General features: G+C 72.1%; 17 protein-coding genes. 4 read left to right on the plus strand and 13 right to left on the minus strand.

Translation table 11 applies throughout. The features are described from left to right. Positions 1-306: 306 nt before the first annotated feature. Both ACZ6IM_RS30685 and ACZ6IM_RS30690 read right to left on the minus strand, forming a co-directional pair. A complete protein-coding gene (locus tag ACZ6IM_RS30685) occupies positions 307-1,773 on the minus strand; it encodes a PhoX family protein (RefSeq protein WP_052841880.1) in 1,467 nt (488 codons plus the stop codon). Positions 1,774-2,115: 342 nt separating this feature from the next. Then, on the minus strand, positions 2,116-3,543 hold the full coding sequence (locus ACZ6IM_RS30690) for a hypothetical protein (RefSeq protein WP_469560883.1): 1,428 nt from the start codon (positions 3,541-3,543) through the stop codon (positions 2,116-2,118). A 293-nt stretch (positions 3,544-3,836) separates the two neighbouring features. Between ACZ6IM_RS30690 and ACZ6IM_RS30695 the strand changes: the two genes are divergently transcribed. Then, the gene (locus ACZ6IM_RS30695) at positions 3,837-5,678 is read left to right on the plus strand and encodes an endonuclease/exonuclease/phosphatase family protein (RefSeq protein WP_052841882.1); all 1,842 of its coding nucleotides are present in this window, start codon (positions 3,837-3,839) and stop codon (positions 5,676-5,678) included. Between the two features lie 22 nt (positions 5,679-5,700). Here ACZ6IM_RS30695 and ACZ6IM_RS30700 read toward each other — a convergent pair whose 3' ends face one another. The 3 genes from ACZ6IM_RS30700 to ACZ6IM_RS30710 all read right to left on the minus strand — a co-directional run bounded on the left by ACZ6IM_RS30700 (position 5,701) and on the right by ACZ6IM_RS30710 (position 7,451). Further along, positions 5,701-6,408 (minus strand): antibiotic biosynthesis monooxygenase, encoded by a 708-nt coding sequence (locus tag ACZ6IM_RS30700; protein WP_469560887.1) that lies wholly within the window; start codon positions 6,406-6,408, stop codon positions 5,701-5,703. A 162-nt stretch (positions 6,409-6,570) separates the two neighbouring features. Beyond that, entirely contained in the window at positions 6,571-7,035 is a 465-nt protein-coding gene (locus tag ACZ6IM_RS30705; protein WP_052841884.1) for a DUF3618 domain-containing protein, read from the minus strand. After that, a complete protein-coding gene (locus ACZ6IM_RS30710) occupies positions 7,032-7,451 on the minus strand; it encodes a phage holin family protein (protein WP_052841885.1) in 420 nt (139 codons plus the stop codon). Before ACZ6IM_RS30710 ends, ACZ6IM_RS30705 begins: the two co-directional genes overlap by 4 nt. Before the next feature lie 181 nt (positions 7,452-7,632). Between ACZ6IM_RS30710 and dapA the strand changes: the two genes are divergently transcribed. Beyond that, entirely contained in the window at positions 7,633-8,574 is a 942-nt protein-coding gene (dapA, locus tag ACZ6IM_RS30715) for a 4-hydroxy-tetrahydrodipicolinate synthase (RefSeq protein WP_052841886.1), read from the plus strand. On the opposite strand, the gene ACZ6IM_RS30720 is transcribed toward dapA, so the two are convergent. Next, on the minus strand, positions 8,559-8,834 hold the full coding sequence (locus ACZ6IM_RS30720; protein ID WP_052841887.1) for a hypothetical protein: 276 nt from the start codon (positions 8,832-8,834) through the stop codon (positions 8,559-8,561). The genes dapA and ACZ6IM_RS30720 overlap by 16 nt on opposite strands. Positions 8,835-8,954: 120 nt before the next feature. Here ACZ6IM_RS30720 and ACZ6IM_RS30725 point away from each other — a divergent pair, with 120 nt between their 5' ends. Together ACZ6IM_RS30725 and ACZ6IM_RS30730 are read left to right on the plus strand one after the other, a co-directional pair. Next, positions 8,955-9,143, plus strand: coding sequence for a hypothetical protein (locus tag ACZ6IM_RS30725; protein WP_469560892.1), 189 nt, complete (start codon positions 8,955-8,957; stop codon positions 9,141-9,143). 55 nt (positions 9,144-9,198) lie between these two features. Then, the gene (locus tag ACZ6IM_RS30730) at positions 9,199-9,903 is read left to right on the plus strand and encodes a DNA alkylation repair protein (protein ID WP_469560895.1); all 705 of its coding nucleotides are present in this window, start codon (positions 9,199-9,201) and stop codon (positions 9,901-9,903) included. 49 nt (positions 9,904-9,952) lie between these two features. Here the strand turns inward: ACZ6IM_RS30730 and dapD are convergent, their stop codons facing one another. The 7 genes from dapD to sufC form a co-directional block, all read right to left on the minus strand. Then, a complete protein-coding gene (gene dapD, locus ACZ6IM_RS30735) occupies positions 9,953-10,942 on the minus strand; it encodes a 2,3,4,5-tetrahydropyridine-2,6-dicarboxylate N-succinyltransferase (RefSeq protein WP_052841890.1) in 990 nt (329 codons plus the stop codon). A 9-nt stretch (positions 10,943-10,951) separates the two neighbouring features. Next, a complete protein-coding gene (locus ACZ6IM_RS30740; protein WP_052841891.1) occupies positions 10,952-11,545 on the minus strand; it encodes a TetR/AcrR family transcriptional regulator in 594 nt (197 codons plus the stop codon). Further along, positions 11,545-11,865, minus strand: coding sequence for a DMT family transporter (locus tag ACZ6IM_RS30745; protein WP_052841892.1), 321 nt, complete (start codon positions 11,863-11,865; stop codon positions 11,545-11,547). Before ACZ6IM_RS30745 ends, ACZ6IM_RS30740 begins: the two co-directional genes overlap by 1 nt. A gap of 103 nt (positions 11,866-11,968) precedes the next feature. Beyond that, positions 11,969-12,301 carry a metal-sulfur cluster assembly factor gene (locus ACZ6IM_RS30750; RefSeq protein WP_003976900.1) on the minus strand — a complete coding sequence of 111 codons (333 nt, stop codon included), beginning with the start codon at positions 12,299-12,301 and terminating at the stop codon, positions 11,969-11,971. Beyond that, on the minus strand, positions 12,298-12,768 hold the full coding sequence (gene sufU, locus ACZ6IM_RS30755; RefSeq protein WP_052841893.1) for a Fe-S cluster assembly sulfur transfer protein SufU: 471 nt from the start codon (positions 12,766-12,768) through the stop codon (positions 12,298-12,300). Before sufU ends, ACZ6IM_RS30750 begins: the two co-directional genes overlap by 4 nt. A gap of 17 nt (positions 12,769-12,785) precedes the next feature. After that, on the minus strand, positions 12,786-14,042 hold the full coding sequence (locus ACZ6IM_RS30760; protein ID WP_052841894.1) for a cysteine desulfurase: 1,257 nt from the start codon (positions 14,040-14,042) through the stop codon (positions 12,786-12,788). Beyond that, positions 14,039-14,803, minus strand: a complete 765-nt coding sequence (gene sufC, locus ACZ6IM_RS30765) for a Fe-S cluster assembly ATPase SufC (RefSeq protein WP_052841895.1) — start codon at positions 14,801-14,803, stop codon at positions 14,039-14,041. Before sufC ends, ACZ6IM_RS30760 begins: the two co-directional genes overlap by 4 nt. Positions 14,804-14,810: the final 7 nt, after the last annotated feature.

Below are 14,810 nucleotides of genomic sequence, written 5' to 3' on the forward strand. Positions count from 1 at the left end.
GCCGCGTCGCGCCTCCGCCTGTTCTCGGCGGGTTGCGTTGGCGCAAGCTCTGCCGCAGTGCACGGCACCTCGAGTCAGGACGGCCTTCCCACACTGCTGGCACGGCGGCTTGGGTCTGCGCTTCGCATCAGCACGTTGCCTCACGGTCCCCGCGAGACTGCACCGGTTGCTGCAGAAACGCCTGCGAGTCGATTTCACGGAGTTTCCGCACTGTTGACATGACTTGGGCATGTGAGGACAGTATGTCCAGCGCCAGTTGCCAGCTGACGAATCGGACAGGCACACCCGTAAGAGTGACTCCCGGTTCTAGCGCCGCTGGCGCTTCCAGGGCCCGGTGATGGCGAGCATGATGCCCGGGGTCTGGATGTTGGCGTAGAGGGTCCGGCCGTCGGGGGAGAAGGTGACGCCGGTGAACTCGCTGTACTCGGGGTCGTCCTCGGTGCCCAGGTTCAGTTCGTTGCGGGCGATGGGGTAGGTGCGGCCGCTGTCGGTGGCGCCGAACAGGTGCTGGACGCCGTCGCCGTCCTCGGCGATGACCAGGCCGCCGTACGGGGAGACGGTGATGTTGTCGGGGCCGTCGAAGGCGCCGTCGGCGGACGGGTCGGCGTTGACGCCGAGCAGGACCTTCAGCGTCAGGGTGCGGCGCTTCGGGTCGTAGAACCAGACCTGGCCGTCGTGCGGCCGGCCGGGGCTCTCGTCGCGGGCGAAGGAGGAGACGACGTAGGCGCCGCCGTCGGCCCACCACATGCCCTCCAGCTTGCGCGCGCGGGTGACCTCGCCGGTGGCGAACTGCTTGCGCACGGAGGTGGACTTCGCGTCGCGGTCGGGGACGTCGACCCAGTCGACGCCGTAGACGGTGCCGGTCTTGGTGGCGCGGGACAGGTCGTCGACGAACTTGCCGCCGGAGTCGAAGCACTTGAAGGCCTGGAGGACCCCGGCGTCGTCGGCGAGGGTGCGCAGCCGGCCCCGGCCGTGCCGGAAGTGCTCCGGCGGGGCCCAGCGGTACAGGAGGCCGTTGGGGCCCGAGGCGTCCTCGGTGAGGTAGGCGTGGCCGCGCTTGGGGTCGATGACGACGGCCTCGTGGGCGTAGCGGCCCAGCGCCTTGATCGGCTTGGGGTCGCGGTTGGCGCGGCGGTCCTCGGGGTCGACCTCGAAGACGTAGCCGTGGTCCTTGGTCATGCCGTTCTTGCCGGCCTTGTCCTCGGTCTCCTCGCAGGTCAGCCAGGTGCCCCACGGGGTGCTGCCGCCCGCGCAGTTGGTGGCGGTGCCGGCGATGCCGACCCACTCGGCGACGTGGCCGCCGCGGCGGACCTCGACGACGGTGCAGCCGCCGGCGGCGGCCGGGTCGTAGACGAGGCCCTCGGTGAGCGGGACGGGGTGCGGCCAGTCGTCGCGGTGGCCACCGAGTTCGTGGTTGTTGACGAGGAGGGTGGTGCCGCGCGGGCCGTCGAAGGTGGCGGTGCCGTCGTGGTTGGACGGGGTGTACTCGCCGGACTCCAGCTTCGTCCGGCCGGAGTAGGTGATGATCTCGTACCGGAAGCCGGCGGGCAGGGCGAGGATGCCGTCCGGGTCGGGGATCAGCGGCCCGTAACCGACTCCGCCGTGGCCGTGGTGACCGTCGTGCCCGTGACCGTGCTCCTCCCCCACGCTGTCGGTGTCCGTGGACGCGAGGGCGTTCGGGGCGGTGGCGAGGGCGCCGACGCTGCCCGCCAGTACGACCCCGGCGCCGGTGAGCGCGGATCGACTGGCGAAGTCCCTGCGGGTGAGCGACATGGTGTCTCCTGTGACGGTGGGCGAGCCGTGGAGGGTGGCGGACCTCGGTCGGGCGTCACGGTTCCGCCTCCGCCTGAACAGGGAGCCCGCCACTACCTGAACGCAGGCTGAACGAGCGGAGACCTCTCCCACCCGACCGCTCCCCGCCGAAACCGGCCACCGGTCCCGGCCGCGAGCCGAGCACCCCCGCCCGGAGGCGGTCCGATCCCCGCATCCCGACCGGCGTTGCCCGCCGCGGGCCGGCGGTCGTCGGGCATCGCCCGCCCGGCGTTCCCCGTCCGCCGGGCGGGCGCCCCTTGCGGTCGCCCCGCGGACGGGGCGCTCGCCATGTCGCTCTTGCCGTCAGCCGCCCTGCTGGGAGCGTGCCTTGAACGCCGCCTTGCGGGCCTCCTTGGCGACCTTCTTGTCGGGGTGCAGCCGCCCCATCGCCTCCAGGACGTCCGGCGTGGCCGGGTGCTCGACCCGCCAGACCGTGTCGAAGAACCCGCTGTACTGGCGGGCGAGGCCCTCCACCAGGGCGCGCAGTTCCTCGGAGTTGCCCTCGGCGGCAAGCTGGGCGGCCACGGTGTCGATGGTCAGCCAGAAGACCATCTCCTGGGGCGGGGCGGGCACGTCCCGCGCCCCGTGCTCGGTGAGCCACACCCGGGCCAGGCCGCCCAGTTCGGCGTCGTCGAGGACCTCCCGCAGCGCGGGCTCGGCCTCCGCGCCGAGGAGGGAGAGCGCCTGCTGGCAGCGCAACCGGCGCAGCGGCGCGCCGGTGTCGGAGCCGCGGGCCGCCGCGAGCAGTTCGCGGGCGGCGTCGAGCGGGCTCCGCCCGGCCAGCCACAGCTCGGTCTCGGCGTGGGCGGCGGCCAGCGGGAAGGACGCGGTGCCGTCGAGCAGCGCGTCGGCGCCCTTGTCGGCGAGGTCGCCGACGGCGGGGGCCTCGAAGCCGGAGTCCAGGAGCCGGGCGCGCAGTCCGTACAGCCCGAGCGGGGTGAGCCGCACCATGCCGTAGCGGCTGAGGTCGGCCTCGTCGACGGGGGCGGCGGGCTCCTCGTCGGCGTCGGCCATGAGCGCCTCGTCGACGGGCTGGTACTCGACGAGGCCGACCGGTTCCAGCAGCCGGAACTGGTCGTCCAGGCGCATCATCGCGTCCGACACCTGCTCCAGGACCTCGTTGCTCGGCTCGCTCATGTCGCTGGGCACGATCACCGAGGCGGCCAGCGCGGGCAGCGGCACCGGGGCGTCGCCGGGTCCGTCCTCGCCGACGGTCAGCAGGTAGAGGTTGCCGAGCACGCCATCGAGGAACTCGGACTCGGCGTCGGGGTCCCAGTCGAGGGACGACAGGTCGGCCTCGCCGCCCTCGGCCATCGCGTCGACCAGGTCGTCGAGGTCGGGCACGCTCGCGTCGGCGAGCACGGCCTCCAGGGCGGTGAGCCACACCCCGAGCACGTCCTCGGGGGAGCCGCCGGTGAGCAGGGCGAGGTCCTCGCCCGCGGCCACGGTGCCCGTCTCCTCGTCGGTGATCTCGACGAGCCCGGTGTCCACGGCGATCCGCCAGGCCTCGCTCGCGTAGGCGGCGGCGTCGTCCCCGCTCAGCCCGAGCTGCTCGGCCGCCGCCGGCAGCTGCTCCTCGACGAGGCCGCCCCCGGCGTCGACGCGGGTGTCGGGACCGGCCCAGCGGGCCAGTCGCGCGGCCCGGGCGAGCACCGGCGCGGACAGCGCGTCGCGGGCCAGCTCCGCGTCGGGGCGCAGCCGTGCGGGCGGCAGGGTGGAGCTGTCTGACATCGGAAGTTTCTCCTCGCGCGCCTCTTGACCGCCGTACGGCCCGTGTACGGCTCAACTGCTCAGCCTAGACGGGTTTCACCCCATGCCGCCCGGTTCATCTCCCCGTCGGGTGGCGTACATGGCCGAAACCTTGACAACTGACCTGACCAGGCAGGAGATTGACGCGCGTAGAAAGCGGGGGGGCGGGTCGGAGGGACGTCTTCCTCCAGGGCTCAGACGTCCCGCGCACAGCCTGTCGCCCCTCGCGTCCCACCCTCGTCCCGGCGCCACGTCACGTCCCCGGAGGGATCCCGTTGGCCAGCAAGTCCTCCGCGCGCCTCGCCGCGCTCACCGTCGCCGCCGTCTGCTCGGCGGCGTCCACCGTCGTCCTCACCGTGCCCGCGCACGCCGGTTCCGCACCGGCCGGCTCCGTGCGGATCCACGACATCCAGGGCAGCACCCGGCTGTCCCCGTACGCCGGCCGGCAGGTCACGGACGTGGCCGGAATCGTCACCGGCGTCCGGGGCTACGGCTCCTCCAAGGGCTTCTGGATCCAGGACCCGCGGCCGGACGCGGACCCGGCCACCAGTGAGGGCGTGTTCGTCTTCACGAACAAGGCCCCCGAGGTCGCCGTCGGTGACGCGGTCACCGTCTCCGGCACGGTCTCGGAGTACGTCCCCGGCGGTACGTCCTCGGGGAACCAGTCGCTGACCGAGATCACCCGCCCGACGGTCACCGTCGTCTCGACCGGCAACGCCCTCCCGGCCGCGACGACCGTATCCGCCCGCTCCGTGCCCCGCGCGTACGCCCCCGAGGGCGACGAGGCGGCGAACGGCTCGGTCAACGGCCTGCCCCTGAGGCCGGACGCGTACGCCCTGGACTACTACGAGTCCCTGGAGGGCATGAGCGTCCGGGTCGCCGACGCCCGCGTGGTCGGTGCCTCGGACCCGTACACCGAGCTGTGGGTCACGGTGAAGCCCTGGGAGAACCCGAACCGCCGCGGCGGCACGGTCTACGGCTCCTACGACGACCAGAACACCGGCCGGCTGCAGATCCAGTCGCTGGGCAAGCCGGCCGACTTCCCCGCCGCCGACGTGGGCGACACGCTCGCGGGCACCACCGCCGGTCCGCTGGACTACAACCAGTACGGCGGCTACACGCTGGTCGCGGGCGAGATCGGCGCCCTGGAGCGCGGCGGCACGGAGCGCGAGTCGACGCGCCCGCAGAGCGCCCGCGAGCTGGCGGTGGCGACGTACAACGTGGAGAACCTCGACCCGTCGGACGACACCTTCGCCGCGCACGCCGACGCGATCGTGCACCACCTGAAGTCGCCCGACATCGTGTCGCTGGAGGAGATCCAGGACAACAACGGCGCCACGGACGACGGCACCGTGGCGGCCGACGCGACGGTCGGCAGGCTGATCGACGCGATCGTGGCGGCCGGCGGGCCGCGCTACGAGTGGCGGGGCATCGACCCGGTGGACAAGGCGGACGGCGGCGAGCCCGGCGGCAACATCCGCCAGGCTTTCCTGTTCAACCCGGAGCGGGTGTCCTTCACCGACCGCGCGGGCGGCGACGCCACCGCCGCGACCGGGGTGCGCAAGGTGCGCGGCAAGGCGGCGCTGACCCTCTCCCCCGGCCGGGTCGACCCGGCGGACCCGGCCTGGGAGGACAGCCGCAAGCCGCTGGCCGGCGAGTTCGTCTTCCGCGGCCGGACGGTCTTCGTCATCGCCAACCACTTCAACTCCAAGGGCGGCGACCAGGGTCTGACGGCGCAGTACCAGCCGCCGTCGCGAAGCTCGGAGACCCAGCGCCACGCGCAGGCGAGGGTGGTGAACACCTTCGTCAAGGAGATCCTGGCCGCCGAGAAGAACGCGGACGTCATCGCCCTCGGGGACATCAACGACTTCGAGTTCTCGACGACCGCCCGCATCCTGGAGGACGACGGGGCCCTGTGGTCGGCGGTGAAGTCGCTGCCGAGGAGCGAGCGTTACTCGTACGTCTACCAGGGCAACAGCCAGGTCCTGGACCAGATCCTGGTCAGCCCGTCGGTCCGGCGCGGCGGACACCTGTCCTACGACAGCGTGCACGTCAACGCCGAGTTCCACGACCAGATCAGCGACCACGACCCGCAGGTGCTGCGGTTCCGTCCGTAACCGGCCCGAGGTGGGGGCGGGCTCAGCGGGGCACGAGGCCCAGCGCGTGGTCGTAGCGGCTGACCGTGCTGCTCTTCAGGCCCGGCCAGTGCTGCACCCGCTCCCACTGGGCCGTCGCCGAGCCGACACCGTCCCCCGGTGCGGCGAGGGCGTCGATGTGGGCCCGCGCGCTCTCCCACTCGGCGTAGTTGAGCACCCGGGTGCCGTCGGTGCTGAGGTGGAAGTGGGCGGAGATGCCGCCGGGGTGCGGCCGCGGCTCGCTCTCCAGGGCCTCGAAGACGGCGTCGACCCAGGCGCGCTGCCGGTCGGGGTCGGGCCCCTCGAACTCGACCTCGACGATCACGACACAGCCGGGGGCGACGGCCGCCGCCCCGCCCTCGCGGGTCGCGGCGCGGTAGTGCCGGTACCTGCCGAGTCCCAGCCGTTCGATGCCCGGCACGGCGGTGTCGATCTCGTCGACGCGCTCCTGCCGGTGGGTCTTCACGAAGGCCTCGTACGCCTGCTCGCCCGCCCACTGGGAGTGGTGCAGCAGGGTGCTGCCGTCGTGCCCGGTGTAGACGTGGTAGGCGCGCAGGTCCTCGGCGGGCCAGGGCCGGTTCTCCCAGGTACGGGCGATGGCGTCGACGGTCTGCCGCTGCCGCTCGGGGGTGCCGACCCGCCAGGTGCTGAAGAAGGGCGCCAGGGCGTCGGGGCGGGCGAGGCGGGGGTGGGCGTCGGTGCGGCGGGTCATGCCGGCCTCCAGTGATCGGTGGTCGTCGGGTGCACGCACCACTCTCCGACCTCGACCAAGGTTGAGGTCAACCCCCTTCCCGTACCGGTGGAACCGGTGGAACGCAGGGGGCGAGGGGCCCCTTCCGAAGCCCCTCGCCACACCGCGTCCCCGTGCGTGCGCTCACAAGTGCCCGTGCCGACGGAGCCGTACGAGGCCCGCCGCGGCGACCACGCCCACCGCCGCCCCGGCGGCCAGCACGGCGCGCGGGTGCCCGAGCCCCGCCCGCACCGCGCCACGCGCCCGTCCCGGCGGCGTGTGCCGCTCCGCGCCGTCTCCGGCCCGGCCCGCCTTCTCGTGCGCGGTGTGACCGGCCCGGCCCGCCTTCTCCTGGACGGCGTGTCCGGCGTGCGCGGCGGAACTGCGCAGTTGCACGGTCATGGCGCCGGCCTTGTCCTTCAGGTCGGCGGCCCGGGCCTTGGCGCGGCCCTTCACGTCGGCCTTGCCCGCCAGCTCCTCCACGGTGTCGCCGAGCTGGCCGCGGGTCTGTTCGATCTGCCTGCGCAGCTCGTCGGGACCCTTGGCCCCGCCTACGGGCTGCGCGGTGGAGCCGCTCCTCGAACCGTCCCGGCTCGTCGCGTCGGTCATCGATGTGCCCTTTCCCTGATCTGGTCGACGTCGGCCCTGACACTGTCGAGGGTCTCCTCGGGCTTGGGCGGCACGGCCCGGCGCAGCTGGGAGCGACCGGTCATGGCCAGGACACCGGCGATCACGAAGAGCGCCGCCGTCACGATGAGCGCCGCGGCCCAGACGGGCAGTACCAGCGAGAGCGCGGCGGTGGCCGTGCCGGCCAGGGCGAACAGGCCCACGTAGGCGATGGCGCCCGCGGCACCGAGCATTCCGCCGCCGCGCCCGGCCCGCTTGCCCTTCTCGGCCAGTTCCAACTTGGCGAGGGCCACTTCCTGGCGCACGAGCCGGGAGAGCTGTTCGGTGGCCTGCCCGACGAGTTCGCCCACGGAGTGCTGCTCGTCGTGCACCGGCCTGGTGTGCATGGTTCCGGTCACGGTGTTCCCGCCTCCTCTCGGTTCGGAGCACCCCGGGTACCCCGGGCCGTACGGCACTACCCCTGCCGGTGCCGGGACGGCAGGGACGCCCCGTACACCACCCTCTACCGAAGCATCACTTACAAGTACCTCGTAGAAGAATTAAGTGGAGCTAAACTGTCGAGCCGTCGACACTACTCCCATGACGACAGACCACGACCGCCGCCACGACCGCCACCGCCCCGCCGCCCCCTTCGGCCGCGCGCTGTGCGCGATGGTCACGCCCTTCACCGAGTCCGGCGCACTCGACCTCGACGGCGCCCGGCGGCTCGCCGAGCGCCTGGTCTCCCGGGGCTGTGACGGCCTGGTGCTGTCGGGCACCACGGGCGAGTCGCCGACCACCACGGACGCCGAGAAGGCGGCGCTGGTGACGGCGGTCCGGGAGGCGGTCGGGGACCGGGCGGCCCTCGTCGCCGGGGTCGGCACCGCGGACACCCGGCACACCGTGGAACTGGCCCTGGCCGCCGAGAAGGCGGGCGCGGACGGGCTGCTGGTGGTGGCGCCGTACTACAGCAGGCCCCCGCAGGACGCCCTGGAGGCGCACTTCCGCGAGGTCGCCGACGCGAGCGGGCTGCCCGTGATGCTGTACGACATCCCGGGCCGCACCGGCATCCGCATCGAACCCGACACCCTGGTCCGCCTCGCCGGGCACCCGCGGATCGTCGCCGTCAAGGACTGCGCCTACGACCTCCTCGGCACCCAGAAGGTGCTGTCTCGCACCGGCCTGGCGTACTACGCGGGCTGCGACGAGCAGATCCTCGCCCTGTACGCGGTCGGCGCGGCGGGGTACGTCAGCACCGCCGCCAACGTCGTGCCGGACCTGTTCCGGGCCGTCCTCGACGCCTTCGACGCGGGCGACACCGGACGGGCCGCCCTGCTCCAGCGGCGGGCCGTGCCGCTCGTCGAGTCGATGACAGCGGCCGGTCTGCCCGGCACCGTCACCGCCAAGGCCCTCCTCGGCGCACTGGGCCTTCCGGCGGGCCCGGTCCGCGCGCCGCTGCGGCCCGCGGACCCGCGGACCACGGCCGGTCTGCTGGCGGCCTACGAGGAACTGGCCGCCCACGCCGGTCAGTCCCAGGCGTAGCCGTCGCCGAACAGCAGCGTGTGCTCCAGCACGTCCTCCGCCGGGTCGTCGATCTGGCCGACGTGGACGTTGAGGAGACCCACGCGGGGGCCGTTGTGCGAGCCGGTCGTCGTCTCGTCGGCGTGCGCGGCCCCCGCGGCCCACACCGACCCGCAGCACACCAGTGCCGCGGCACCGGCCCCGGCCAGCAGGCGCGCGAGGGTCCCCGCCCGCCCGGTCGTCGTCCCAGGCGTGTTCTCAGGCGTGTTCTCAGGCGTCATCCCAGGTCCTCGTTTCGTCGGATCGGCGTCTGATCGGACTCTGCGTCCACCCGTTCATCCGCCAAGACCACCGGAAAGTCACGGGTGGTCATCCGTACGTGCGGGTTGCCGTTGCCGGCGATGAGCAGAAGGCGCTACGTGGCCCGGGGCGTCCCGGGCGGCTACCGGATCTGGGACGACAAGGGCCGCCGCTGGTGGGGCGATCTCTACGAGCTGTGCCCCGACGACCTCCTGACCGAGCTGAACGGAGCGGCCGGCCAGGCGCGCCTCACCGTGCCGCTGAAGAGGTACCGGGCCCTGAAACGGTGACCGCCGTAGGCTGGGGCCCCGCAGACGACCGACCGGGGCGACAGGAGGGGCCGAGGTGCCGGAGAAGACGCCGAGGGAGCCGACGGTGGCCGAGGTGACGGCCGAGCTGGCCGCGCTCGACGACCCGCGGATCCGGGCCGTGAACGAGAAGCACGGCGACGACCACGGCGTGAACCTCACCAAGCTGCGCGCGCTCGCGAAACGCCTGAAGACCCGGCCCGAACTCGCGCGCGGCCTCTGGGCCACGGACGACACGGCCGCACGTCTGCTGGCCCTCCTGGTCTGCCGCCCCAAGTCCTACGACCGCGACGAACTGGACACCATGCTGCGCGAGGCCCGCACCCCCAAGGTGCACGACTGGCTCGTGAACTACGTGGTGAAGAAGAACCCGCACGCCGAGGAACTGCGCGCGGTCTGGACCGCCGACCCCGACCCCGTCGTCGCGAGCGCGGGCTGGGCACTGACCACCGAACGCGTGACGAGGAAGCCCGAGGGTCTCGACCTCCCGGCCCTGCTGGACACCATCGAGTCGGAGATGAAGGACGCCCCGGACCGTCTGCAGTGGGCGATGAACCACTGCCTGGCCCGGATCGGCATCGACCACCCCGCCCACCGGCCCCGCGCCCTCGCCATCGGCGAGCGCCTCGGCGTCCTGAAGGACTACCCCACTCCCCCGGGCTGCACCTCCCCGTACGCCCCCGTCTGGATCACCGAGATCGTGCGCCGCCGGCAGGAGCAGGGCACCCCCACCGACACCTGAGCGCCTCCCCACGACGACCGGAAAGGGCGCTCGGCACACTCACGCCGGCTCAGTTGTGGCTGTGCAGCACCTCGTTCAGGCCGCCCCAGACCGCGTTGTTCGGGCGGGCCTCGACCGTTCCGGTGACCGAGTTGCGGCGGAAGAGGATGTTGGAGGCGCCGGAGAGTTCGCGGGCCTTGACGATCTGGCCGTCGGGCATCGTGACACGGGTGCCCGCGGTGACGTAGAGGCCGGCCTCGACCACGCACTCGTCGCCCAGCGCGATGCCGACGCCCGCCTCGGCGCCGACCAGGCAGCGCTCGCCGATGGTGATGCGGACGTTGCCGCCGCCGGAGAGGGTGCCCATGGTGGAGGCGCCGCCGCCGATGTCGGAGCCGTCGCCGACGACGACGCCCGCGGAGATGCGGCCCTCGACCATCGAGGTGCCCAGCGTGCCGGCGTTGAAGTTGACGAAGCCCTCGTGCATGACCGTGGTGCCCGCGGCGAGGTGCGCGCCGAGCCGGACCCGGTCGGCGTCGGCGATGCGGACGCCCTTGGGGGCGACGTAGTCCGTCATGCGGGGGAACTTGTCGATCGAGGTGACCTGGAGGTGCAGACCCTCGGCGCGGGCGTTGAGGCGGACCTTCTCGATGTCGTCGACGGCGACCGGGCCGAGCGAGGTCCAGGCGACGTTGGCGAGGAAGGCGAACTGGCCTTCCAGGCTCAGGCCGTGCGGCTTGACCAGGCGGTGGGAGAGCAGGTGCAGGCGCAGGTAGACGTCGTGCGTGTCGAGCGGCTTCTCGTCCAGCGAGGAGATGACCGTGCGGACCGCGACCACCTCGACGCCGCGCCGGGCGTCCGGACCGACCGCCGCCGTCGCGCCGCCGCCCAGGAGTTCGGCGGCCTGTTCGGCGGTGAGGCGCTCGGTGCCGGAGGGACCGGGCTCGTCGGACAGTTCGGGGGCCGGGTACCAGGTGTCGAGGACGGTGCCGTCGGCGGCGATCGTGGCGAGGCCGGCGGCCACGGCGCCGGTGGTGCGGGGAGCAGTCGTGTCGGTCATGAGGGCAACCTAACCGGCCGCCGCCCGCCGATGCGAGCCGGGACCGGGGGCGTCTCGCGTGCCGGGCGCGGGGACCACCCGGGCCAGCACCTCGCGGGCGTACTCCTCGTCGTACGGCGTGTCCGTCAGCAGGACCTGGAGGCAGATGCCGTCCAGTACGGCGACCAGGGCGCGGGCCGTCGTGGGGTCGGTGCGGGCGGCGAGCAGGGCGCCCACGCCCTCGGCCCACTCGGCGGCGACCGGGCGCAGCGCGGGACGGCGCAGGGCGGCGAGGTACAGCTCGTACTCCAGCTCCACGCCGGTGCGGTCGCCGCCCAGCCATTCGCCGAGGACGCGGGCGAGTTCGCCGGGCAGGTCGACGTCGGGTCGTGACAGGGCGGGGTGGGCGGCCACGACTCCGGCGAAGCCCTCGTTGGCCTGGCGCAGGGCGGCGACCATGAGGTCGTCGAGGGTCGCGAAATGGTACGTCGTGGAGCCGAGCGGCACGTCCGCCTCGGCGGCGACGCTGCGGTGGCTGAGGCCGGCGATGCCCGCCCGTCCGACGACCCTGATCGCCGCGTCGATGATGCGCTGGCGGCGCTCCGGATCGTGACGGCGGGGCATCAGTGTGCCCCGCCCAGGTTGAGGACGACGACGCCGATGATGATCAGCGCGATGCCGGCGGCCTTGGTGAGGGTCATCCCCTCGCCCATGAAGGCGACCCCGATCGTGGCGATGGCGGCCGTGCCCACCCCGGCCCAGATGGCGTACGCGGTGCCGACGGCGAGGAGCTTCAGGGTCTGGGCGAGAAGGGCGAAGGACAGCACGTAGGCGAGGGCCGTCAGCAGGGACGGCACCAGCCTGCTGAAGCCCTCGCTGTACTTCATGGCGGTGGTGCCGGCGACCTCGGCGGCGATGGCACCGGCCAGGAGCAGATATCCCATGTGTACGAGCGTACATAACAGGGGGCGCGGGCGGGGAGCGAACACGGAGAACGGCGACACCCGAAGGTGTCGCCGTTCTCCACAGCCGTTGTGCCGGTGCGGCTCAGACGTTGAACCCGAGCGCGCGCAGCTGCTCGCGGCCGTCGTCCGTGATCTTGTCGGGGCCCCACGGCGGCATCCAGACCCAGTTGATGCGCAGCTCGCTGACGAGGCCGTCCGTGGCGGACTTGGCCTGGTCCTCGATCACGTCGGTCAGCGGACAGGCCGCCGACGTCAGGGTCATGTCGACGGTGGCGATGTTCGCGTCGTCGACGTGGATGCCGTAGATCAGGCCGAGGTTGACGACGTCGATGCCCAGCTCCGGGTCCACGACGTCCATCAGGGCCTCGCGGAGTTCCTCCTCCGAGGCCGGCTTCATCTCCAGGGTCTCGCTCATGCCGTCGTCTCCTTCTCGGCGTCGGCGCCGTCCAGTGCCTGGGACGTCGCGTCCTTCCAGGCCATCCAGCTCAGCAGGGCGCACTTGACCCGGGCCGGATACTTCGAGACCCCGGCGAACGCGACCGCGTCCTCCAGGACCTCCTCCATGGCGTCGTCCGGCTCGACCTTGCCCTTGGACTGCATCAGCTCCAGGAAGGTCTCCTGGATGCGCTGCGCCTGGGCGAGGTCCTTGCCGACCAGCAGGTCGTTCAGCACGGAGGCGCTCGCCTGGCTGATGGAGCAGCCCTGGCCCTCGTAGCTGACGTCGCTGATCGTCGTGCCGTCGTACTTCACGCGGAGCGTGATCTCGTCCCCGCAGGTGGGGTTGACGTGGTGGACCTCGGCGTCGCCATCCCGCAAGCCCCGCCCGTGCGGGTTCTTGTAGTGGTCCAGGATGACTTCCTGGTACATGGAGTCCAGCTTCATGCTCTTCGCTCGTCCCGTCAGCCGAAGAAGTTCCGTACGTGCTCCAGGCCGTCGACCAGCGCGTCGATCTCGGCCGGCGTGGAGTACAGATAGAACGACGCTCGCGTGGTCGCAGGAATTCCGTAGCGCAGGCAGACGGGGCGGGCGCAGTGGTGGCCGACCCGGACCGCGATGCCCTGCTCGTCGAGGACCTGGCCCACGTCGTGCGGGTGGATGTCCCCCAGCGTGAAGGAGATCGCCGCGCCGCGCTCCTCGGCCGTGGTGGGGCCGATGATGCGCAGGTCCGGGACCTCCAGCAGGCGCTTGACCGCGTACTCGGTCAGCGCGTGCTCGTGGGCGAGGATCTTGTCCATCCCGATCGAGTTCAGGTAGTCGATCGCCGCGCCGAGACCGACCGCCTGGGCGATCGGGGGCGTGCCCGCCTCGAACTTGTGCGGGGCCGGGGCGTAGGTGGAGGAGTGCATCGAGACGGTCTCGATCATCTCGCCGCCACCGAGGAACGGCGGGAGGTCCTCGAGCAGCTCCTGGCGCCCCCACAGCACACCGATGCCGGTCGGGCCGCACATCTTGTGGCCGGTGAAGGCCACGAAGTCGGCCTGGAGCGCCTGGACGTCCAGCGGCATGTGCGGCGCCGCCTGGGAGGCGTCGACGCACACGAGGGCGCCGACCTCCTGGGCGCGGCGCACGATCGCCTCGACCGGGTTCTGGGTGCCCAGGATGTTGGAGACCAGCACGAAGGAGACGATCTTCGTCTTCTCGGTGATGACCTCGTCGATGTTGGACAGGTCCAGGCGGCCGTCGTCCGTGAGACCGAACCAGCGGAGCTTCGCGCCGGTGCGCTGCGCCAGCAGCTGCCACGGCACGATGTTGGAGTGGTGCTCCATCTCCGTGATGACGATCTCGGTCTCGTGGTCCACGCGGTAGGGCTCGTCGGCCCAGCCCAGCATGTTCGCGACCAGGTTGAGGGACTCCGAGGCGTTCTTGGTGAAGATCACCTCGTCGCGCGAGGGCGCGTTGATGAACTCCGCGACCTTGTCACGCGCGCCCTCGTACAGCGCCGTGGCCTCCTCGGCGAGGACGTGCACGCCGCGGTGGACGTTGGCGTTGTAGCGCTCGTAGTACTCGCTGAGCGCGTCCAGCACCTGTCGCGGCTTCTGGCTGGTCGCCGCGTTGTCCAGGTACACGAGCTTGTGCCCGTCGTGGACCTGGCGGTCCAGGATGGGGAAGTCCTTGCGGATCGCCTCGGTGTCGAGGAGGCCCGGCAGCTGTGTCACGCGGATACGCCACCCTTCGTGTATGCCTCGTAGCCCTCGTTCTCCAGCTTGTCGGCGAGCTCGGCGCCGCCGGACTCGACGATGCGGCCGGCGGAGAACACGTGGACGAAGTCGGGCTTGATGTAGCGCAGGATGCGCGTGTAGTGCGTGATCAGCAGGGTGCCGACCTCGCCGGACTCGCGGACCCGGTTGACGCCCTCGGAGACGACACGCAGGGCGTCGACGTCCAGGCCGGAGTCGGTCTCGTCGAGGATCGCGACCTTGGGCTTGAGCAGCTCCAGCTGGAGGATCTCGTGGCGCTTCTTCTCACCGCCGGAGAAGCCCTCGTTGACGTTGCGCTCGGCGAAGGCGGGGTCCATGTTGAGGCGCTCCATGGCCTCCTTGACCTCCTTCACCCAGTGCCGCAGCTTGGGGGCCTCGCCGCGGACGGCGGTGGCGGAGGTGCGCAGGAAGTTGGAGACGGAGACGCCGGGGACCTCGACCGGGTACTGCATGGCGAGGAAGAGGCCGGCGCGGGCGCGCTCGTCGACGGACATCTCCAGGACGTCCTCGCCGTCGAGGGTGACGGTGCCGCCGGTGATCGTGTACTTGGGGTGACCCGCCAGCGAGTAGGCGAGCGTCGACTTGCCGGAGCCGTTGGGGCCCATGATGGCGTGCGTCTCGCCCTGCTTCACGGTGAGGTCGACGCCCTTGAGGATCTCCTTCGTGGCGTTGTCGGCCTCGACGGTGACGTGCAGGTCTCGGATTTCAAGCGTTGCCATGGGTGCC

The sequence above is a fragment of the Streptomyces sp. NPDC042336 genome, assembly GCF_055581985.1.